General features: G+C 48.9%; 15 protein-coding genes. 8 read left to right on the forward strand and 7 right to left on the reverse strand.

The genetic code is table 11. The features are described from left to right. Positions 1–140: 140 nt before the first annotated feature. The gene (locus tag ACO6VE_RS07020) at positions 141–1,400 is read right to left on the reverse strand and encodes a hypothetical protein (RefSeq protein ID WP_422460524.1); all 1,260 of its coding nucleotides are present in this window, start codon (positions 1,398–1,400) and stop codon (positions 141–143) included. 320 nt (positions 1,401–1,720) lie between these two features. Here ACO6VE_RS07020 and ACO6VE_RS07025 point away from each other — a divergent pair, with 320 nt between their 5' ends. From ACO6VE_RS07025 to ACO6VE_RS07035, 3 genes are all read left to right on the forward strand, one after another. Continuing rightward, positions 1,721–2,680, forward strand: coding sequence for a hypothetical protein (locus tag ACO6VE_RS07025; protein WP_422447219.1), 960 nt, complete (start codon positions 1,721–1,723; stop codon positions 2,678–2,680). A 114-nt stretch (positions 2,681–2,794) separates the two neighbouring features. After that, on the forward strand, positions 2,795–3,031 hold the full coding sequence (locus tag ACO6VE_RS07030; protein WP_422460526.1) for a hypothetical protein: 237 nt from the start codon (positions 2,795–2,797) through the stop codon (positions 3,029–3,031). A 31-nt stretch (positions 3,032–3,062) separates the two neighbouring features. Further along, complete coding sequence (locus tag ACO6VE_RS07035; protein WP_422460528.1) at positions 3,063–6,965, forward strand: hypothetical protein; 3,903 nt, start codon at positions 3,063–3,065, stop codon at positions 6,963–6,965. Between the two features lie 99 nt (positions 6,966–7,064). Here ACO6VE_RS07035 and ACO6VE_RS07040 read toward each other — a convergent pair whose 3' ends face one another. Next, complete coding sequence (locus tag ACO6VE_RS07040; RefSeq protein WP_422460529.1) at positions 7,065–8,069, reverse strand: hypothetical protein; 1,005 nt, start codon at positions 8,067–8,069, stop codon at positions 7,065–7,067. Positions 8,070–8,403: 334 nt separating this feature from the next. Then, the gene (dbpA, locus tag ACO6VE_RS07045) at positions 8,404–9,804 is read right to left on the reverse strand and encodes an ATP-dependent RNA helicase DbpA (protein WP_422460531.1); all 1,401 of its coding nucleotides are present in this window, start codon (positions 9,802–9,804) and stop codon (positions 8,404–8,406) included. Positions 9,805–9,989: 185 nt separating this feature from the next. On the opposite strand from dbpA, the gene ACO6VE_RS07050 reads away from it, so the two are divergent. Continuing rightward, entirely contained in the window at positions 9,990–11,477 is a 1,488-nt protein-coding gene (locus ACO6VE_RS07050; protein WP_422460533.1) for an SLC13 family permease, read from the forward strand. Here the strand turns inward: ACO6VE_RS07050 and ACO6VE_RS07055 are convergent. From ACO6VE_RS07055 to ACO6VE_RS07070, 4 genes are all read right to left on the reverse strand, one after another. Then, positions 11,474–11,611, reverse strand: coding sequence for a hypothetical protein (locus tag ACO6VE_RS07055; protein WP_422460535.1), 138 nt, complete (start codon positions 11,609–11,611; stop codon positions 11,474–11,476). The two genes, ACO6VE_RS07050 and ACO6VE_RS07055, sit on opposite strands and share 4 nt — an antisense overlap. 153 nt (positions 11,612–11,764) lie before the next feature. Further along, positions 11,765–11,929, reverse strand: a complete 165-nt coding sequence (locus tag ACO6VE_RS07060) for a hypothetical protein (protein WP_422460537.1) — start codon at positions 11,927–11,929, stop codon at positions 11,765–11,767. Positions 11,930–12,011: 82 nt separating this feature from the next. Beyond that, on the reverse strand, positions 12,012–12,848 hold the full coding sequence (locus ACO6VE_RS07065; RefSeq protein WP_422460539.1) for a putative RNA methyltransferase: 837 nt from the start codon (positions 12,846–12,848) through the stop codon (positions 12,012–12,014). A gap of 231 nt (positions 12,849–13,079) precedes the next feature. Beyond that, positions 13,080–14,531, reverse strand: a complete 1,452-nt coding sequence (locus tag ACO6VE_RS07070) for a DUF6937 domain-containing protein (RefSeq protein ID WP_422460541.1) — start codon at positions 14,529–14,531, stop codon at positions 13,080–13,082. 163 nt (positions 14,532–14,694) lie between these two features. Here ACO6VE_RS07070 and ACO6VE_RS07075 point away from each other — a divergent pair, with 163 nt between their 5' ends. From ACO6VE_RS07075 to ACO6VE_RS07090, 4 genes are all read left to right on the forward strand, one after another. Beyond that, positions 14,695–15,612, forward strand: a complete 918-nt coding sequence (locus ACO6VE_RS07075; protein WP_422460543.1) for an alpha/beta fold hydrolase — start codon at positions 14,695–14,697, stop codon at positions 15,610–15,612. Between the two features lie 236 nt (positions 15,613–15,848). Continuing rightward, positions 15,849–17,243, forward strand: coding sequence for a hypothetical protein (locus tag ACO6VE_RS07080; RefSeq protein ID WP_422447197.1), 1,395 nt, complete (start codon positions 15,849–15,851; stop codon positions 17,241–17,243). 9 nt (positions 17,244–17,252) lie between these two features. Next, positions 17,253–19,682 carry a glycoside hydrolase family 2 TIM barrel-domain containing protein gene (locus tag ACO6VE_RS07085; protein WP_422460545.1) on the forward strand — a complete coding sequence of 810 codons (2,430 nt, stop codon included), beginning with the start codon at positions 17,253–17,255 and terminating at the stop codon, positions 19,680–19,682. A 20-nt stretch (positions 19,683–19,702) separates the two neighbouring features. Continuing rightward, on the forward strand, positions 19,703–21,115 hold the full coding sequence (locus ACO6VE_RS07090; protein ID WP_422460547.1) for an MFS transporter: 1,413 nt from the start codon (positions 19,703–19,705) through the stop codon (positions 21,113–21,115). Positions 21,116–21,126: the final 11 nt, after the last annotated feature.

The raw sequence follows: 21,126 nt of genomic DNA on the forward strand, positions 1-21,126 counted from the left end.
TTTCAGTACATCTTTAAAATGAACAAGGGGAGGGAATGGGGCCAATTTTGAATGGATCATATCGATACTCAGCAACCGTTTGAATTATTGTGCAATATATGACCACTCGAAAAGGGAATAGTTCCAATACCGGGAGCGCTTCAGGTTCTGCCTGATAAAGGCACTGAGTGCCAGATATGAAACCTTCTGAGTGGCGATATGACATTCCAGATCAGTCGGCTTTCATCTGGTTTGATTTGTCCACGACGATGGCATGGGTAGCTGGTATTAAAAATCATTGACAGTCGATTTGCCTGATGAAACAGAGGCGCAATCCCGTCCGGTGTAAACTCATCGCTGACAACGATAACTACATAGTTTTTTTTCTCAATATCCAGATCTTCAAGGCTGCATGTTTCAAGATTAACACCCACCTTCCAGTGAGGTGAAAGTTGCTTGCTATCAGAGGGCTTGCAGATAGATATCATTTTTTTCTTCAGTTTGCCGGACAGCCATGCGCCAAAACGGGGGGTTCTTCCTGCTTCGACAATAACGACTGATACACTCTCCTGAGTCTTTCTATCAGCGTATTTATCAGGCAATATTTCTTTTGCAATTCCCTCAACATGAATGGCTCGGGATAACCAGCTAATCATATTGTTTTTCCTGAATAACCAGGGTCTGCTAAATACATCTTCAGACATTAGATGTCGGGAAGAACGTAGTGATATTTGCCAGTGATTGATAAAATGATCAATATGTTCAGTAGTGTCGTCATACTCTGAATATATATTGGCAGTATCCACTTTAATATGCTGAACATTTTTTTCTGCGTATAGCGGATGGACTTCATTCACCTCTTCAATGCCAATACATTTATCTTTCTGCAATGGTCGAGTCGGAATGAGAGGAAAGGATTTGGAACGCCATACCCGCACAGTGCCACGGGTGGGTGACATATCTCTGGCTTCAAATTCAAAATCAAAGGGGACGTTATGAATGTTGTTCTGTCTGGAAGTAAACCCGCAGCATGGAATGGTAATCAATGAGAGCCGTTTGCAAGTCTTGACTGGCAGGCATGCCTGATCCGTTGAAACATGAGCATGCATCATTAAAACAACCACATGATATTCTGACAGATCATATTTTTCCGATAGATTAACCTCTTCGACAGGCTTGGCGATCAGCGTCAGATTGTCAGGCAGTACTGATTTTGGTGTTTGTAATACCGGGTCAATGGACAGCACTGGCCAGTCAGTATTTAAAGCTATCCATGCCCCCAGTTTTGGTTTTGGACCCGCACCCACATCTAAAACGATCAATTTATCATCAGGGCTGTAGGGAATGTGTTTTTTCAGAGTATCCCAGATGGTTAAAATTGTACTGATTTCTTTTAATGACTCCCATTGTAATAAGTCCATGGAAATAAATCGTGCGGCCTGTGCATGTTTAATAAATCTTTGGAAAATGGACTTTGAGAGTGTTTTTGCCCAGTCATATTGAGTGTGTGTTTCGGCTGTTATCGGTTTAATTGTTGAATTGTCAGCCTGGTTATCAGGTGCAGGCAATAATGAAGGCATTATGCCCGGAGGTTGAAAGTATTGTGCAGATGCAAGCATGGTTTTTTATTTCGTTGTTGTTCCGGTGAAACAATAAATGAGTAATCAGAATAGTAGGTTAATTTCATGACATCAGCCGGAAACCCAACTATAACGTAAATATCCTGTCCGGAGGTCAAAATATGCCTGTTTCACCGTCTGCGACCTCTTCATCGTCAGCCCCTGCGGAGCACCCAAAAAAAGCAGACGTTCAACCGGCAGAAAAGCAGGTTCAGGTCTTGTCCTGGGGATACCGGCTGACCACACTGACGGCCTTGGCAGGCAACAGCATGTTATTACCTGCCTTGATGAATACGCCAATAACCACCTCCCTGGCCAGGCCATTGATGCAGTCACAATACGATGGAAAACGGCCTGAGCTGCACCTTATGTTTTCGTCACGGGGGTGGCTGCCTGCCCTGGGCCGCACCGGCATTCGTTATCTCATCGCTGACACCGCCCGTTTGGCCAGTGAACAGGCCATCAGCAGGCTGGCGAACATCAATGAAACAGATATTCCTTCAACAAAACAGCCACAGGAAAAGTTAAACCTGCTGGTGGATGCGGCCTCGTCGGCCATGATGACCTGCGCCAGTCAGCCCATGACCTCCATGCAGGTCTACCGACAGGTCCGGCAGAATACATCAGCGGTAGGGCCTCAACACTTCCTGCAAGGGTTGCTGGCACACCCTGTGCGTGGCAGTGCCAGCAATTTTCTCAGTACTTTCCTGATGTTTAGTCTGGACCGCAATGATCGCCATCTGATTGCCCGTCATCAGGCCGGAGAGATATCCCTGGCACAAATGACGGTTATCCAGACAAGTCTGGGCGGAGTTGTCGGGGTGCTGAATAATTTTCTGAAAACCCACGCAAACGCCCGGGCCCTGGGTTTGTCCCATAAAGATATTTTCCAGAAAATCATGGTCAAACAGACCCCTTCGGTATTGGCGGCCCAGGTGTTTTATGCCTGGGTGCTGGGCGGGGTTGCCAATAAACTCTGGGCATCCTCTATCTCTGCGCTGCAAGGCCTGGACAAGTCAGTTCGTGATCGCATCCTGATGGAACCATCGCGGCCAGCAACCAGTGACCACTCGGATGAATGAAGCGACATTTTGCGATCGGTCATGTTGTGTCAGGAAGGCCTATGAAAACAGAGCCACTCCCGCCGACTGATCGGGTTCAGTGTGATCAGATATCCGTGTTTGCTTAAGAACCTGATGCTACTATCAACCCGGTTTGATGGTACGGATAAGGCAAGACTTTATAATTTCAGTAAAGGCTGTTGCTTTGGTCTTGCGTCAAGCTATGTGCTTTACGAGCAGCTGGGGTGTCCGGAGGAATATGATGAACTATTGGGCACCCTAAGCCAGGATCCGGCATTGGGCTGGGTATGCTGGAATAAGTACTACGCTCATTTGGCTGATGGTTTGCTAATTCCTGACTGCTGCCGATAGCAATGGCAATACTTCTGACCAGTTATGAATCATGCACAATTTCCTGAGATACCCACTTTGCAGCATCCCTTCTGGTGCCATTGACCCCAGCTCAGCCCAACATGCTTCGGTGCCACTGCCATCGTCTCAAACGACTGTGGGCAAATTTGCGACTCATCAGGCTGAAGTCATGCAGGATGTGCAACCACAAGTGAGCCAATCGGGGGTAGACAGTTTTGACCATACGGGGAATGCCATCGGTGATAAAGCGCTCAGTGACAGGAATATCCAACAGGCTACTGATCAATCGCTGCCCTCTGTTAAGGGTGATCAGCTGGATAAACCTGGCCAGGCAGAACTGAAGGAAACGCAAGGCCAGTTGCTCAAACAGGCCGACGGACTGCTTAAGAAAAGTAGTGAAAAAAAGGCGGTAACGGCCTCTCTGAGTGGTTTGAAAAAGTCAGTAGCTGAATTGAAAAAGGCTCAGAACGATAGCCCGAAGGGGGCTCTTGAGGCACTTCAAAAGACAGAGTTCCCGCCCGCCCTGAAGGTCAAAATTACCCTTGGAAGTGGCGAAAAGTTGAGCCTGATCCCCCCCGGGGAAGAGTTGGAAAATCAGACCAACCTGGGCGAGCTGATGGAGAAAGCCATAGAGATTCTTGACAAGCATAACAAGGAGAAATTCGCATCATTTGATCAGGCCAGCACTGACCGGGAAATCGCTAATCTGAAACAGCAAGTTTCTGATATCGATCAACAAATCGGAGGTGAGTCCTCGGGTATTAATGACTTGGCCAGACTTGAGAACAGACAATGTCTGCTGACCATCAATGTGCGGGCCAGAGTTGAGGACGGTTCTGTCAGTGCCACGCACATTGATGGTGGTCCGATAGCTCAACAACAAACAATGGGAAGTTCTCTGGCAGGGCCAGTGCATACAGCCACAACGAACCAGCCTTCTCAAACCGAGCCTGAGGTGGGGCCGGACAATGACAGCTCTGTAAGGCCTGAAACAACAGCGCAGGGTCTGACTGATACAAGCCCGGCTGATCAGGATATTGCCATCAACTCTGCGGATGCCGGAGGTGATACAGCCCCCCCGGAAGATATCGCAGTAGCAGTGACGTTTGATAATCCTGTTATAGGAGACACTTCGCTGATCCCCGGCATCATGCAGGGTCCTTCCGGGCAAACAGACTCTGCAATAGACACCAGTCCACAGCCCGATGCTACTCAGCAAACCGGCGGTACCGGTGAGGATTACAATGAGCTTGATGGCGTTGCCGGGTTGTTTGCTGAGCCAGTGGACTCCGCCAACCAAGCAGTATTAGACAGTGGTTTAGCCACCGGTGAAGTCGATCAAAGTGATACCGAGTCGCTCAAGACAGAAGAGGAATGGACAGAGACAACATTAGCCGGGGATGGCGACAGTGGGCTTGGTGGCGTCGCGGAAAGTGATGTTGAGTCGTTGAAGACAGAAGTGGAATCGACAGAGACGACATCAGCCGGGGATATTGATAGTGGGCTTGGTGGAGTCGCTGAAAGTGATGCTGAGCCGATCAGGAGCGAAGTTGATCCTCAGCCGATTGAGACTGAAGCTGATACTCAGTCGATCGAGAATGAAGATAATACTCAGTTAATTGAGAACGAGGATGATACTCAAACGATCGAGACCAAAGCAAAATTGGCTGAGAAAACATCAGTCGAGGAGGATGATAGTGAGCTTGATGGCATCGCAAAGTTGTTTGCTGAGCCAGGGGACTCCGCCAACAATGCAGCATTAGACAGTGGTTTATCCGCCGGTAAAGTCGATCAAAGTGATGCCGAGTCGCTCAAGACAGAAGAGGAATCGACAGAGACAACATCAGCCGGGGATGGTGGCAGTGGGCTTGATGGAGTTGTCGCTGAAAGTGATGTTGATGCTGGGTCGATCAGGAACGAAGTTGATCCTCAGCCGATTGAGACTGAAGCTGATACTCAGCCGGTTGAGACTGAAGCTGATACTCAGCCGATCGAGAATGAAGATAATACTCAGTCAATTGAGAACGAAGATGATACTCAAACGATTGAGACCAAAGCAAAATTGGCTGAGAAAACATCAGTTGAGGAGGATGATAGTGAGCTTGATGGCATCGCAAAGTTGTTTGCTGAGCCAGGGGACTCCGCCAACAATGCAGCATTAGACAGTGGTTTATCCGCCGGTAAAGTCGATCAAAGTGATGCCGAGTCGCTCAAGACAGAAGAGGAATCGACAGAGACAACATCAGCCGGGGATGGTGACAGTGGGCTTGATGGAGTTGTCGCTGAAAGTGATGTTGATGCTGGGTCGATCAGAAACGAAGTTGATCCTCAGCCGATTGAGACTGAAGCTGATACTCAGTCGATAGAGAATGAAGATAATACTCAGTCAATTGAGAACGAGGATGATACTCAAACGATCGAGACCAAAGCAAAATCGACTGAGCAAACATCAGTTGAGGAGGATTACAGTGAGCTTGATGGCATCGAAGAGTTGTTTGCTGAGCCAGAGGTCTCCGGTGATAGTACCGCATTAGACGACAATCAGGAGGAAGATTACAGTGAGCTTGATGGCATCGAAAAGTTGTTTGCTGAGCCAAAGGTCCCCGGTGATAGTACCGCATTAAACGAAAATCCTGAGCCAGAGGTCTTTGATGATGGTATCTCACTAGACGAAAATTCGCAGCCAGAAGTCTCCGGCGATGATAGTACCGCGCCAGACGAAAATCAGGGGATAGATGTTAGTGCAAGTGAAAGGTCTGGAGATAGTGCGCCAATCGACAGTGATACAACCACGGTTGGCGATGACCAGATAGATGTTGATACTGAGTCGCCTCAGACCGAAGCGGAGTTGACTGAGGAAACACTGGTCGATGAAGGTTTCACTGAGCCTGATGAAGTCACTGGTATCGATGACTCTGAACGGTCAGAAAGCGTGATGCAGCGATCAGATGATAGTGACATCGACAGTGATACAACCACGATTGGCGATGACCAGATAGATGTTGATACTGAGTCGCCCCAGACCGAAGTGGAGTTGACCGAGGAAACACTGGTCGATGAAGGTTTCAGTGAGCCTGATGAAGTCACTGATATTGATGACTCTGAACGATCAGAAAGCGTGATGCAGCGATCAGATGATAGTGACGTGGCTCAGGCCATTACTCCAGATGAAGCTGAATTTACCGCTGAAAGCCCAGAACCTCAGGACTCGGTAAGCGATTCTGATTACTTCTCTGACGATGAAGGTGATCAGGGGATAACACAGACGCTGAGTCCCGAGCCCGACTTTGCTATGGATGTTGCGAAAGAGTCAGCCCCGATGGAGAGGGCTGAGGTCGTCCGTCAATCAACGGCTAATATCGGCGAGATCGCCAGGCGTCGGAAAGAGAGCCTGCGGGCTGCTTCGGCCCCGGCAAGTACCACACCTGCTCCCTCTTCACCTGCCCCGAGGCCAGCAACGGGCGTAGTAAACAAGCCGGTTGATGTGAGTGGTGTGAAGTCTGTCGTTGCTGGTCAGATAAATGCCACCAGGAATGCCAAATCAACAGACGCCATACCAAAAGAGGAGAGGGCCAGAGACAAGAAAACGCTGGGTGTTTCGAGTACCTATAACGAAGCCAGTGTTATTGAAAATGCCTTTGACAAGTTGCAAAAAAATGCAGGTAATCTGAAAGTTTCAAAAGATATTGCCAAGACGGCCAGAAAATACATTGCCACCGAGGCTCAGGATAGTGGACGTTTTCTGGCCAAACCCACTGCACAGCAGAAAAAAGCGCTCGCTTTTCTTGGTTTGGAAAACGGTGCCTCAGAGAGAACGATTCGTCTGACCCTGTTGAACAAGGCCAGTGAATCGGCTGAATCAGGCAACAGCAGGAAGCATGACAGTACTATGAAAACACTGATCAAACACCATAAGGCGCTGTTTGGCAAATGATGGCCTATGAAATAACAGTTATTTATGGGGCTGCCTTCATGCCTCGTTCCCGGGCAGAGCAGGGGAACGAGGGTGGACGGAGATTATCGAATGATGTGCTCAGTCTTCTTCAGGGGCTGGCGTTGGAGCCGGAGCTTCTTCGGGTTGTGGCGCTGGGGTGGGAACCTTGCCTTTGCCCTGAATGGCGGCATCATGGAATGGGAATTCCTCGCCATTTGCCAGTCGACTGATCGTGATCCCCTTATCCACATGGGAATAATATCGGGCTTCAAACTGAACATCGGCAGCTCTGACAGGAAGCTTGCCCTTCTCCTTTCTTTTATTAATTTCTTTCTGGATAGCCTTCAGCGTTTCAAGCAGATCATTCAGCTTTGCCTGAGCTTGTGCAAGCCCCTGGTCTGCATTAAGTTCCCGGGCCTGATTTTTCATGGCACCAAGCGCGTGGACGTAACAACGGTAGATCTCTATAGGCGCTTTTTGTTCGAGACCAGCACCTACCGGAATCAGGGAGATGGCCTGATGGTTGGGTGGTGGGAAGGTGATGGTAACGGTCAGGTCTTTTGGCGCGCCGGGGGGCAGCTCAATATTTTTTAAGGCAGTAATCATCTCTTGCGAATTTTTATACCAGCCTACACTACCAGGGCCTTTGAGACCATTGGCGCAAGCGGCAAAGATTTCAAGGGTATCCCGAGCCTTAAGGGCAATGTTCATTTCGCCAAAGGCGGTATAGGCCTTTTCAGCTTGTTCCAGTTGGTTTTTACCCCGATTGAGCAGTTCCTCATCGCCCAGCGCCTGCAACGCTTCAGCCATTTTTCCGGGATCTTCAGTCTTGGGAGGTTGAGTTGCGGCAGGGGAGCCATTGACGGAAATGTCAGGATTCACACTCTTTACGTTATCAGGTAAGCGCGGTGGTTGAGCCGAAGGTGGTGGTACAGGTTGGCGTTTCGGCTGAGCAAAATACGACTGGTGTGGTGGTTGTAATTTGGCACCATGTCCATTAAATGCGGGTCGATTGTACTCAGGGTGGGGCTCGAACCGGGTTGGCTCCGAACCAGTGCCGAAGCCCTGTGCAGAAATGGGTGGTGGTGTAATCTGAGTAGTCATTTCAATTACCTCCTTGTGCTGGATTAAATAGTCAGTGTCTTACCTCTTTTGGACAAGAGAAGCCTGATTTAGTTCCAATCAGGCTTTCAGAGGAGGGGGCTATTGAATGATTTCAATGAGTTTGACGGTTGTCGTGCCTCCGCACTCCAGTCGTCCTGAGGCTGTCGAAGGAACCATAGGGCCTAAAGGCGGAAACTCCGGACTCTGATAGATCGTACCAACCACCCTTCTTCCGTGCATCCTGAGCGGAGTCGAAGGACGCTCAGGGTGAACGGAGACTTTACACGTCAAACTCATTGAAACCATGCACCGGGAGACGATTGGCTAATGAAGACTACAAACGCCGAACCTTGAATTTTCTGCCCTTAATCTTTCCTGCTTCCAGTTTTTTCAGTGCAGATCGGGCATTTTCCCGTTTGACCGCCACATAGGCGGTAAAGTCAAAAATATTGATCTTGCCGACCTGGTCTGCGGGAATCCCGGCATCTCCGGTCAGCGCTCCGAGGATGTCGCCAGGGCGGACTTTATGCTTTCGGCCACCATCAATGGCCAGGGTAACCATGGGGGCCGGGGCTGGCTGTTGGTTTCCGGAGAGTGTTTTCGGGTCACCAAAGACCAGGGGGGCCTTGAGGTCATCGCTGATATTATCCAGCTTGTACTGCTCCTGCCGGGTATGCAGGCTCAGTGCCAGACCTTTTTTACCCGCCCGCCCGGTGCGGCCAACCCGGTGAACATGTACTTCCGGGTCCCGGCTCAGATCGTAATTGATCACTGCGGCAAGGTTTTCTATATCCAATCCCCGGGCTGCGACATCGGTAGCAATCAACAGGTTGGCGCTCTGATTGGCGAATCGTACCAGCATCTGGTCACGCTCTTTCTGATCCATATCGCCATGCAGCACTACCGGTTTGTAGCCCGCTTCGTAGAGTTCAGTGCCGACCTCTTTGCAGATTTGCCGGGTGTTGCAGAAAATTACGCTGGACTCAGGCTGGTAGTGTTGCAACAGCTTGATCAGCATGGCGGGTTTGTCGGCGTTTTCGGCGTGATAGAAGCGCTGCTCAATATGTTCATGGCTATGGGTGCTCTCAACGGTAACGGTAACCGGCTGATGCTGGAAACGTTCGCTTAATGCCCGGATACCGCTTGGGTAAGTGGCTGAAAAGAGGAGAGTCTGTCGCTGTTCTGGTAAATGGCCGATGATGTTTTCAATGGCATCAATAAAGCCCATATCCAGCATGCGATCGGCTTCATCAAGCACCAGCGTAATGACCCGATCGATCAATAAGGTCTTTTTCCGCAAGTGATCCTGGATTCTCCCGGGGGTTCCGACAACCACATGGGCACCATGCTCCAGTGAACCGATCTGTGGACCAATAGGCTGGCCACCACAAAGGGTAACAACCTTGATATTTTGCTGATAGCGCGCCAGACGCCGGATTTCCTGGGCAACCTGGGTTGCCAGTTCCCGGGTCGGGCAGAGAACCAGTGCCTGGCAGCCAAAATCCCGCTGTTTCAATTTGACAATCAGGCCAATGGCAAAGGCCGCCGTTTTGCCACTGCCGGTTTTGGCTTTGGCAATGACATCGTGGCCTTCCAGAATTTCTGGCAGGCTGTTCTGCTGAATGGGGGTCATTTCCCGGTATCCCAGAGTGTCGAGGTTTTGCAGCAAAGCATCGGGCAGGGAGAGATTGGTAAAGCGGGTGGACGCTGTGGGGGTAAGAATAGGTGCAGTCAAATCAGGCTCTTGGCGTGTGCCATGGTACAGAATAGGTAAATGATTATAACAGAGTCTACCCTTAATGACGGTGAATCATTACCGCAGCTCATCATAAGCCTTGCTGTTTGATGGGCCTAAGCGTGCTATCAACTGATTGACGGTTGAATTGACTATAAATTTTATCAAATGCAATGGAGCGAATCATGAAATCAGGTTCTCCGGAATTGCTTCCAGAGTCTGCACAGCAGGAATGTACTCAGGAAGGGAAGCCGCTCTTCTGGCTCACAGGACTTCTGATTGGCGTTGCATTGCAGCTATTCACATTACTGGTTGCCCCCCCGGCCGGGATGAATGAGATGGCCTGGCGCTGTGCGGGCCTGGCCATGATGATGGCCGTGTTCTGGTCGGTGGAAATTCTCCCGACGGCGATTACCGCACTGCTCCCCCTGATGTTGTCGCCAATGCTTGGCTTGGCCACCATGGATAAAGCGGCTGCTCCCTATGCACATCCGGTAATATTCCTGTTTATGGGCGGTTTTGTGCTTGGCCTTGCCATGGAGCGCTGGAATCTGCACAGCCGTATAGCCCTGAGAATCATGTTGATTACGGGCACCGGGGAGAAGCGACTGGTGCTTGGTTTTATCATTGCCACAGCCCTGATCAGTATGTGGGTTTCCAATACGGCAACCACGATTATGATGATGCCCATCGGTTTATCGGTTATCGCCATGATTCGTCACCAGGGGAAGATGAGTCATGGCTTTCCTGTGGCTTTGTTGCTGGCCATTGCTTACGGGGCTTCAATCGGCGGTTTTGGCACCCTGATCGGTTCGCCGCCTAATGCATTACTGGTGGCTTTTCTTCAGGAGCAGTACGGTATCCAGATTGGTTTTGTTCACTGGCTGCTCATTGGCCTGCCTGCATCAATCATTTTGCTGGCAATTACCGGCATCTGGCTGGGCTATTTTGGCTACCGTCTGGGCGGGGAAGAAAACCATGGAGTAAGAGAGTCCATTAAGGCGCAGCAAAAAAAGAACGGTGCAATGAGCGGTGCAGAAAAAGCAGTCACCGCGATCTTTCTTCTTACGGCTCTTGCCTGGGTTCTGCGGCCCTGGCTGGGGGCAATGATGCCAGCACTGGCACTTTCCGATACCATGATTGCCCTGGTGGCCACCGTTCTATTGTTTATCCTGCCCGTCCGCTGGAACAAGCCTGAGTTTCTGATGAGCTGGAAGGAGATGCACCGTCTTCCCTGGGATGTGTTGTTATTGTTTGGTGGTGGCCTGAGCCTGGCATCAATGATTCGAACAACAGGGCTGGCAGAGTGGATTGCCGGATCATTAAACATCCTGGGGGATATGCCTCCTTTGATGGCCATCGCTTTGGTTGTCACCATTATTATTTTTCTGACCGAAGTCACCAGTAATACAGCAACCACTGCCGCCTTCCTTCCTCCCTTGGGAGCCCTGGCCATGTCACAGGGAATGGACCCGGCTATTCTTGCCATCCCTGCCGCTATTGCTGCCAGTTGTGCCTTTATGTTGCCTGTGGCGACACCGCCCAATGCCATAGTCTATGGCTCAGGCATGTTGCCAATTCGACACATGGTACGCAGTGGTATGGTGTTGAACCTTGCGGGTATTGTGATTATCACGTTGTTGAGCCACTGGCTGGTGAAATTTGTTATTTAGAGAAATCGGTTGAATTGAAACTGCTTTACCTGACACTCCCGGATGACAAAATCTGGATGGGTGACGGGTTTATGGAGCCATTCATCCTGCGAGGTCATTTCCAGAAACCAGGTGGTTACTGCTTCTTTTTTCATATTACTTCTGGTTCAGTTGTCTTCGATATTGGTTATTATCCCTGAAATTGATGATTGGTTACTTCAATCGGGCAATATATTGGGCATGGCAATCACCATGTTGCCAGAAGCGGACATAAACCGGTTCCCGATTGACGGGAACCGGCGATAGAATCAATGAGACTGCTCCAGCCGCCTGGCATAGACGACGGCATTATAACCGACCGTCGCGACAACATTACCAGCCACAAAGAACAGGATAATATCAGCTTTGAGGGCCAGAACAGTGAACAGGTCTTTTTCACTTTTGCCGGTGATAATCTGAGCTAACTGAAACATGGTAAACCCCCCGGGCTATGGCCATGGCTCAGTTATACCACCAGTCACGTTTGGTAAAATTGATGTAAGACAGTATTTTTACCTATGTTGATGGGTGGCGCTTTTGTACCACCGACAGACGCATTTCCAGTTCACATTCCAGCTGACCCAGTTGCTCAAGTTGCTGTTTTTGTCCGGCATTGACATGCCAGTAGTGAGGGGTCATGGCCAGCAGGTCCATAATCGCCTGAGTGTTTTCCAGCATCATCAGGTGATGGATGGTCTGGCTTTCCAGCAGGGCAAGATCTTCCGGCAGATCCTGCAGGCGTTTATCTTCCGGATAAGGACGTACCTCATCATAAATGGCACGGCGAAGAGCCATCAGGTGGTTCTGGCCGGGGGTCAATAGAACAATATGCCCGCCAGGTTTCAGAACTCTGGCAAACTCAGGCCAGTCACTGCGGGAGAATATGCTGATCACAGCATCAAACTGTTCGTCCATCAGTGGCAGTTCACTGACACTGGCAACCAGCCATTCTATTGCGTTGTTTCGCTTGCTGGCGGCCAGGATGGCGGGTTTGGCAATATCAAATCCACAGACTGCGCTGTCTTTGAGCTGCTCTTTGATACCCGATGTGTAATAGCCCTCACCGCAACCGGCATCAAGAATACGTTGCGGGGCTTCATTACCAAACGACTTGATTTTATCAATCAAGGCATCAACGACGGGTTGATAGTAACCGTGATTCAGAAACCGTGTCCGTGCTTCGACCATCATCTGATCATCGCCGGGGTTTTTACTGCGTTTCTTATTGCTGGGCAGCAGGTTCAGATAGCCCTGGCGCGCCCGGTCAAACCGGTGGTTATTTTGGCACACAGCGCTTTTGGGTTCTGACCTCAGCGTTTCATAACAGACCGGGCAACGAAGTAAGATGGACATCGGGATGGGCAGTATGGCTAAAAGCCAGAGATTTTAATGGTCTCTGGCAGATATGCAACGGCTGCCGATGGTTTCCTGCTGGCAGTGCAGCCTGATTATGAAATTTACTGTAAGCGCTACCCGCTGCCCGAAAAAGACAGGCCGCCAGTGCTTTAGCAGCCAGCAAGCTTAACAAGTCCCAGTCAAATGCGGAACTTATTCCGGGACAATTCCTCAGTCAGTACAATTGCCTCAACCTTTCCCAGCTACAGCCATTTCAACGGTTTTGTAAGCCCCATCATAAACACCCACAGACTGCGCTTTCAGAATATTGTCACACATGGTTTTGATAATACTCTTGTCGTCTATCATTAATTGCATCATCTGAATGGCGGCATCGGTTTGTTCAAACTCTACGGTGCCATCACCGATTTCAGCAGATCTCAAAGCACCATAAGCTTCATGCCCACCCACTCTTTGAATGAACAGCTTTGGCACCGGATAAAAAGCAAGCTCACTGGGCTTGGTTATCATAAAGTCGGTGATTCGCATCAGCAGGTTGGTGGTATAAACGGCGGAGAAAATATCACTGCTATAGAATGCGTGAATCCCTTCGATTGACTGATCGGAGTCCGGATTGGCGAAAGCCTGAACACCTTCCCAGTCATTATCCAACAAATGCGCCTTGTGCAGCTCAGGGATATCGGCGACCAGCTGTTCCCAGACGTTCTTATAATCACCAACATTGATCAGCAGGCTGACCTTACGGTTGATAATCTGTGGCAGGAGGTGCCTGATAATGGATCGATAGATTTCAAACTGTGCGCCGGCACCGCCAATGGTCAGAAGTATTCTGACCGGCTTCCCATTATCCAGGCGCTCCTTCCGCTTCTGGCAATCGCCTTTCAGATCAACCAGCAGTTCATGGTCAATAAAATGCCCGGTATGAAAAATGCTGTCCGCTGGCATTGGCTTTAGCACCTTGTCACCATCCATGCCTTTTAACATTCGGTAGCCAAAGTAACTGGAGGGTGTTTGTACCACATGCCGGGCACCTTCTGACAGATGCAGCGCCATGGGCCAGTTATCCGGAACCACATTAATCACATTGCTCATTCCGGCATGAATGGCAGCCTGAGCTGGCCAGGTATGAGTCCCCACGAATGGCATATCGTCAGGCAGATTGCCCAGAACAGTAGCCATTAGCTCACTGACTTTCTGATCTTTGGCGTTGAAGCTGAGTTTTTTGAAACCTTCACTGTTAAGCTTTTCCCAGTATAACGAGTTAAACAGTGAATATTTCTGGGAAAGACGGGATCCAAGCGAGTAAAGTTTGTTAAGGTGACTGATCACCTGTCCGCCCGTGGTTTCCTGATAGGCATTCAGGTCCAGCCAGTATGGGGTATAGCCAAGATGTCTGGCTGCAGAGGCGATAGCCATTGATATTCGGTAATGGCCATAACCCATTCGAATATTGCCAATGATAATTCCCTTTTTGGTATCAATGGGCTCACCGGTGTTATTCAGGTTGATATTCTGTACGCCCAGTGCCGGGCCGATGACCGGGTTGAAGGTGCTGCTCAGCGGGTAGGATATATGACGGTCGTCGCCAAATTTTTTCAGATAACTTGCTTTGGCTTTAGTGGCTTTTTTAACAACGGCAGTGGGTTGCCTGTTGCCAAAAATTGATGACGTAAGATCCATAACAGTACCTTGTGCAGGTCAGTGCAAAAAATAAAAAACAGCAAAATATATGAATAGGTTTCACATTTATTATGATTTTTCTTATGCTGCCCTGTCAAAAGGTGAATCGAATTCATATATTGATCCGAATCATGGAATTGTTTGATGGGAGGAGAATAACGCCGTGGAAACACAAGCACCAACCCGCCATGCACTGCTCACACCCGATGGCAGAGAAATTCAGGTCCGCTGCTGGTTACCGGACTGCCCGGCCAGGCATGCCGTTGTACTCAGTCACGGCATGGGAGAGCACGTTGACCGGTATGCGCCCTTTGCTCGGTTCTGCAATGAACACGCAATAGCCGTATTCGGCGCTAACCACAGAGGTCATGGAAAAAATGCCCAATTGCAGGGCCATTATGATGACCATCAGGGCTGGCAAAAGGTGATTGAAGACCTGGATAAGGTGGTCGCTTATGCTGCACAGAACACGGGTCTTAAGGTTATTCTGATGGGGCATAGCATGGGGTCATTTGTTGCCAGGCAATATGCGGCAAATTATGGAGACCAGTTAGAAGGCCTGATTCTTTGTGGTTCCAACCATCAAAATCCGGCTCTGTTCCATCTGGCCAGACTGGTTGCCAGAATTCAGATGGCTGTTCAGGGTAAACGACACCCTTCCAGGCTGTTAGGCTGGCTCAGTTTCAGTCAGTTCAATAAAACGGTTAAAAATGCTGAAACCGATTTTGACTGGTTATCCCGGGACCGGGAACAGGTGGGCAAATACATCGCCGATCCGCTCTGTGGTTTTTTATGCACCACCCAGTTCTGGCATGACTTTATGGGCGGATTAATAAGTATTAATTCTATGTCCACGGCCAGACAAATGTCGTCTGAATTGCCGGTTTATCTGGTCGCCGGGGATAAAGATCCCGTTGGACGGATGGGGAAAGGCGTACAATCACTGTATCGGTTTTTAACATCCGCCGGGCTTAAACAGGTGGATATCAGTCTGTACAAAAATGCCCGCCATGAGCTGTTTAATGAAACCAATCGTGATGAGTTTTACCAGGACATTCTCAACTGGATCACCACTCGATAATCCTCAAACTCACTCTGTATTGATGTTACCGAGTGAGTCTGTTTCGTCTCTTTTTTAATCATTTCCCCTCATAAACTGACAAAGATCAAAAAAAGTGAACCATCTTCATATTTTGTATTGACGCTTCTTTGTTTCGAGAGCAGTATGCCTCACATAAAAATATGAATAAATTTCACTTTTTATCTTTTTCGAACACAGCCAAGTTGTTGCGCTTAACACAGAAACCGGGGTGAATCATGAAACTAAAACCTTTGAGTCATATGTTGCTAATGTCGTCTATGGCCGTAGCATCCTGTGCTAACGCCAGTGTTGACGCCTTTCTACAAGACTCAACTTTAGATATGAAAGCCAAGGTTAATATTTATAACCTGTCTGGTACTCATGATTTCAATTCCAAAAATGCGCCCATTTCCGGTACTGCCAAAATCAATATGGATGAAATTGGTTCATCCCTTTGGCTGGATTGGCAGTCCGGTTATTTATTCGATGTGATTGGTGTACAACTGGGTTATCTGGGTGCGGCTCCAAACCTTCGCCAGAAGGGTTATGTTCGTGGTTCTATGTCGATGGGACCAATCACTCTACCTGTGTCTTCAGATTACGGCCGTTATTATGAAGATGATACAAAAGACAAGCTGGTTGGCAAGCTCGGCAACGCCAACGTTCAGGTTCGTCTTGGCGATCAGGACAATTACGGCAAGTTGTCTGTAGGTCGTTTCACGCCCACGATTTATAATTTGCTGCACCGTCCGGATTACACCTACGGTGCCTTGCACGAAGTTTATGAAGGGGCCTCGCTGACCGGCCAGTACCAATGGGACTGGGGCATGATTCAGCCCTGGGCAAATTACTTTACGGGTTACAGTGATATCCATTCGACCAAAACGGTTAATTTCAAAGATGACTTGAAAGACAATAAAGACTTCGGTTCATACGACGAAATTTACAACGTTGGTTTCCATACCGTTACCGATTACTACGTCAGCAGCGCCTCCTACTCAGTAGCCCCTGATTTTCAAAAGAACGGCATTATCGAAGTCTATTCCGGTATTCCAATAGGCTTCCTGACCGGCTCAGATAACTACGATAGCAGCAAGATCATCAAGTTCCTGGTTAAGTACGGAATGGAAGAAGGTGATGGCACACGGAACTCTGACCATAAGACAGATGTCACCGAATTTGGTATTGGCCTGGATACCGGCGACTTCGATATTCTGTTTGGTGTTACCCAGATCGGTGAGGACAGCTTCCGGGGTTTTGGTACTCAGAATGGCAGAAAGGCCGGTGGTGGTACCGCTGTCTGGGGTGATATGGCGGTTGTGAACAGCTTCGACCTGGCTAATCAGCGTACTTACTTTGTCGTGGGTGGTTATGACCTGGACAGCGTTGGTTTGCAGAAATGGCGTTTCCAGGGGGTTGCAGCCATGGCAACTGATACTGACCTGAGTAAGTTGTCCTTTAATCAAGAGATGCTGAGTCCTGAAAAAGACTACACCGAAATCAACCTGGAACTGCTCCATAACTATGGCGGTGAAGGTTTGAGCTATCGATTCATGGTGGGTGCGGATACTAACCTGGACCTTACTGGCTTCGGTATTTTCTTAGAATACAACACTGACATTTTGAAGTAAGTTCGGGTCATGAGAAAGCGCGTTCATCTTAATTTTGACTGGCAATACATAGCAGATATTGATCCGTCTGATATTCACTCCCTGGCGTGGGAAAGCCATGCCTCAAAGGTCGATATTCCTCATACCAACAGGGAGCTGCCTTACAACAATTTTGATGAACGCGCCTATCAGTTTCAATCAGCCTATCGCAAACAGATAGCCTTTGAGCATTTTGCCGATGCCAGTCATGCGCTGTTAAGGTTTGAAGGCGTGATGTCTTCCTGTCAGGTATTTTTCAACCGGGTATTGGTGGGTGAACATCACTGTGGCTATTTACCTTTTGAAATTGATCTATTGCCTTATGTAAAAAAGGGTCAGGATAACGAAATCATCGTTGTTGTTGATGCTTCTGAAGATCCATTAATACCGCCATTTGGCCATGTTGTGGACTATTTGACGTATGGCGGCATTTATCGGGAAGTAGAGCTGATTCTCGTCTCAGACATTTATGTGAAAAACGCCCGGATTCATACTGCACCGGATAACGATAACAACCAGAAAGTCCACCTTGCCATTGACATTGCCAATCCTGATTTACACGACAGTGAGTTAAATCTGGAGATTGCCCTGTGTGACCTGAATGATCAGGTTATCCACCAGGAACCTGTTGCTGTAACGCTGTCAAAGCATCATACCCAACGGATTGAACATCATTTTACAGTGTCCGATGTCAAGCTGTGGGAGCTGGATAACCCGGCGCTTTATAAGCTGGTGGTTCACTTGTCTGGCGATACACCGTTAGATACCAGAACATTTCGCTTCGGCTTTCGCACGGTTGCTTTCAAAAACGACGGGTTCTATCTCAATGGCAAAGCGGTCAAGCTGATTGGCCTGAATCGCCATCAGTCATACCCTTATGTGGGCTACGCTATGCCCCAAAGTGCACAGGCTCGCGATGCCGAGCTTATGAAGTTTGAACTGGGCTGTAATTGTGTGCGCTCATCTCACTATCCACCGAGCAGCCATTTTCTCAATCGCTGTGATGAAATTGGCCTGCTGGTGTTTAATGAAATTCCAGGCTGGCAGCATATTGGTGAAGAACCTTTATGGCAGCAGAGAACAATGGACAATGTTCAGGGAATGATTGAGCGGGATGTCAATCATCCTTCTGTTTTTATCTGGGGAGTTCGTATCAATGAATCCCCTGACCACCATGATCTTTATAAGGCAACCAATGTCCTTGCCCGCCAACTGGACCCATCACGCCCGACCGGTGGCGTGCGGTGTATTGGCAATAGCGAACTGTTAGAAGACGTTTATACCTACAATGATTTTTCCCACACCGGAAATAACGAGCCACTGCAAAGCCGCAGGCAGGTGGCCGGTGCTGATGTGCCTTATCTGGTGACTGAGCACTGTGGCCATATGTTTCCAACCAAGCCGTTTGACAGTCAGGACCGTTTACTGGAACAGGCATTACGACACGCCAGAGTGTTAAATAAAACCTTTGGTCACGCGGACTATTGTGGTGCTATTGGCTGGTCCCTGTTTGATTACAATACCCATGAAGATTTCGGCAGTGGTGATCGCATTTGTTATCACGGCGTGCTTGATATGTTCCGGGAGCCCAAATACGCCGCCGCCGTTTATGCCAGTCAGCAGGATGAGATGCCGGTCATGGAACTGGCTGGCAATATGAAAAACGGTGATTATGCGGCTGGCCAGGCCGGTGCATTATGGGTATTCACCAACTGTGACAGTATCAAACTGTTTAAGAATGATCGTTACATCCAGACGTTTTATCCCGATAAAAACAGCTTTCCTCATCTGCCCCATCCACCGGTGGTTATTGATGATTTTATTGGCGACCAGATTGCTGTTAATGAACCATTCAGCCCTGACGACGCTGAAACCATTCGCCAGCTTTTTTCAATCATCATGCGCAAAGGGCAAGACGGATTAAACCTCTGGCAAAAGGCGCAGATGTTCTGGATATTGAAGAAAAACCGTCAATCGATTCAGGACGGCGTTAACCTGTTTTTAAAATACGTTGGCAACTGGGGCGATGCATCAGCCAGCTATCGCATTGAAGGTTATAAACACGACCAGTGTGTGATAAAAAAAACACGCAGCAAGTCCCGAAAAGCCAAGCTTAACGTTAAAGCCGACCAGTCGCGGTTGCAACACCGGCATACCTATGATGTCACTCGCATCACCGTTCAGTGTGTGGATGAGGACAGTGTCGTACGTCCCTATGCCAATGATCCAATTCAGGTCGAAGTCAGTGCCGGACTGGAATTAATGGGGCCAGACTTTCTTTCTTTAACCGCTGGCAGAACCGCCTTCTGGGTGAGAACCAGAGGCGTCACTGGCCATGAACAGGTCAGGGTTAAATCCTCTCGTTTCGGACAGCACTGCATTGAACTTAACATTGAACTCGACGTTCACATATCAGCCTGAAACCAAAATATGGAGTTTCCATGGAAAGTAACAGTCTCTCAAAATGGAAGATATTTTTCTTCTCCTTTGGCAACTTTGGCTGGTGTCTGGCCACGTTTTCGTATTCAATTCTGATTACTTATTTTTACTACCCTCCGGCGACGGATTCGGCCAGCCAGATTCCTGAGTTTATATCCCGGGCACCGGTGCTTTTTGGTATCACCACCGTGGGGCTTATTTATGCCTTAAACCGCGCCCTGGATGCCATTACCGATCCGATTATTGCCAATCTCAGTGACCGGTCCACAAGTCGTTTTGGCCGCAGACGTCTGTTTATGATGCTCAGCTTCCTGCCCACCGGGCTGATGTCGGCAGCGATTTTCTTTCCTCCGGTGGATACTGTGTCCAGCCTGAATATTGTCTGGCTGGTGATGTGCTGTGTCATTGTGACGGTCAGTGTGACCATGTATGTCGTGCCTTATATGTCACTGATTCCAGAGCTGGGCAAAACCGACCATGACCGGATTATGATTTCTACCTTCTGTTCCGTTTCCTGGGCACTGGCCTTTGCCTTTGGGCAGCTGATCTGGGTCATCAAAGACTACATTCAATCCCTTGGTTACACGCCGGTAGAAGCCATCCAGGTAGCCGTATCACTATTTTCTGTGTTGGGCATGCTGGCCATGGTCGTTCCTGTTCTGGCGATTAATGAAAAACGCGATTGCCGGGGCAGCTCAACCAATGAAGATATGCTGACCTCGTTGAAAACCGCCATGGCCAACAAAAACTTTTCCCGCTTTACCGCCTGTAATGGCCTGGCATTTATGACGCGCTTCTTTCTGGAAGTGGGTGCTATTTATTACGTCACCATGTTGATGGGGCTTGAGGAATCTACCGCTTCTATCATTATGCTGCTGCTGTTTCTGGCCAGTTTTGCCCTGTATCCGGCTGTGGTCGCATTATCGAAAAGATATTCCAAAAAAAGCCTGTTCCGCACCGCTCTGTTTGTTCAGGGCCTATTGTTGAGCTGTTTTTCCCTTTGTTCCCTTGTCAGCCGTCCGGATATACTTGGCTGGGCGCTGCTGGCGTTTATGCCGTTTCCTCTGGCGATTATGGGCATTATTCCCAATGTTATTGTGGCAGACCTGGCGTTATCTGATGCTGCAAAAACAGGCAATCATAAAGAAGCCATGTTTTTTGGTGCCAACATGTTTGCCTATAAAGCGGCAACCTCTTTAACCGCTCTGCTGTTTCCGTCCATCATCATCATTGGCTCCATTGCTGAAGCGGCTGACCTGTCTCCGGAGCCCACCACTCTGGGTGTTACCCTGTCCGCATTACTGGCGGGCTGTCTGGCGTTTCTGGGAACGTACCTGATGGGTAAATATGATGAAAAACAGGTGATGGCTCAGATCGAACCTGAACCTGCTGAAAACACTTTTGCTACCGCCTGAAAAAGATATTA

Source organism: Endozoicomonas sp. ALB115, assembly GCF_049310245.1.
GTDB lineage: Bacteria > Pseudomonadota > Gammaproteobacteria > Pseudomonadales > Endozoicomonadaceae > Endozoicomonas.

Coding starts and splice junctions, on each gene's coding strand:
- ACO6VE_RS07055 (WP_422460535.1), bottom strand. CDS start 11,611: ATGAAAAAAGAAGCAGTAACCACCTGGTTTCTGGAAATGACCTCGCAG.
- ACO6VE_RS07070 (WP_422460541.1), bottom strand. CDS start 14,531: ATGGATCTTACGTCATCAATTTTTGGCAACAGGCAACCCACTGCCGTT.
- ACO6VE_RS07085 (WP_422460545.1), top strand. CDS start 17,253: ATGAGAAAGCGCGTTCATCTTAATTTTGACTGGCAATACATAGCAGAT.
- ACO6VE_RS07065 (WP_422460539.1), bottom strand. CDS start 12,848: ATGTCCATCTTACTTCGTTGCCCGGTCTGTTATGAAACGCTGAGGTCA.
- ACO6VE_RS07080 (WP_422447197.1), top strand. CDS start 15,849: ATGAAACTAAAACCTTTGAGTCATATGTTGCTAATGTCGTCTATGGCC.
- ACO6VE_RS07035 (WP_422460528.1), top strand. CDS start 3,063: ATGCACAATTTCCTGAGATACCCACTTTGCAGCATCCCTTCTGGTGCC.
- ACO6VE_RS07090 (WP_422460547.1), top strand. CDS start 19,703: ATGGAAAGTAACAGTCTCTCAAAATGGAAGATATTTTTCTTCTCCTTT.
- ACO6VE_RS07050 (WP_422460533.1), top strand. CDS start 9,990: ATGAAATCAGGTTCTCCGGAATTGCTTCCAGAGTCTGCACAGCAGGAA.
- ACO6VE_RS07040 (WP_422460529.1), bottom strand. CDS start 8,069: ATGACTACTCAGATTACACCACCACCCATTTCTGCACAGGGCTTCGGC.
- ACO6VE_RS07060 (WP_422460537.1), bottom strand. CDS start 11,929: ATGTTTCAGTTAGCTCAGATTATCACCGGCAAAAGTGAAAAAGACCTG.
- ACO6VE_RS07020 (WP_422460524.1), bottom strand. CDS start 1,400: ATGGACTTATTACAATGGGAGTCATTAAAAGAAATCAGTACAATTTTA.
- ACO6VE_RS07030 (WP_422460526.1), top strand. CDS start 2,795: ATGCTACTATCAACCCGGTTTGATGGTACGGATAAGGCAAGACTTTAT.
- ACO6VE_RS07025 (WP_422447219.1), top strand. CDS start 1,721: ATGCCTGTTTCACCGTCTGCGACCTCTTCATCGTCAGCCCCTGCGGAG.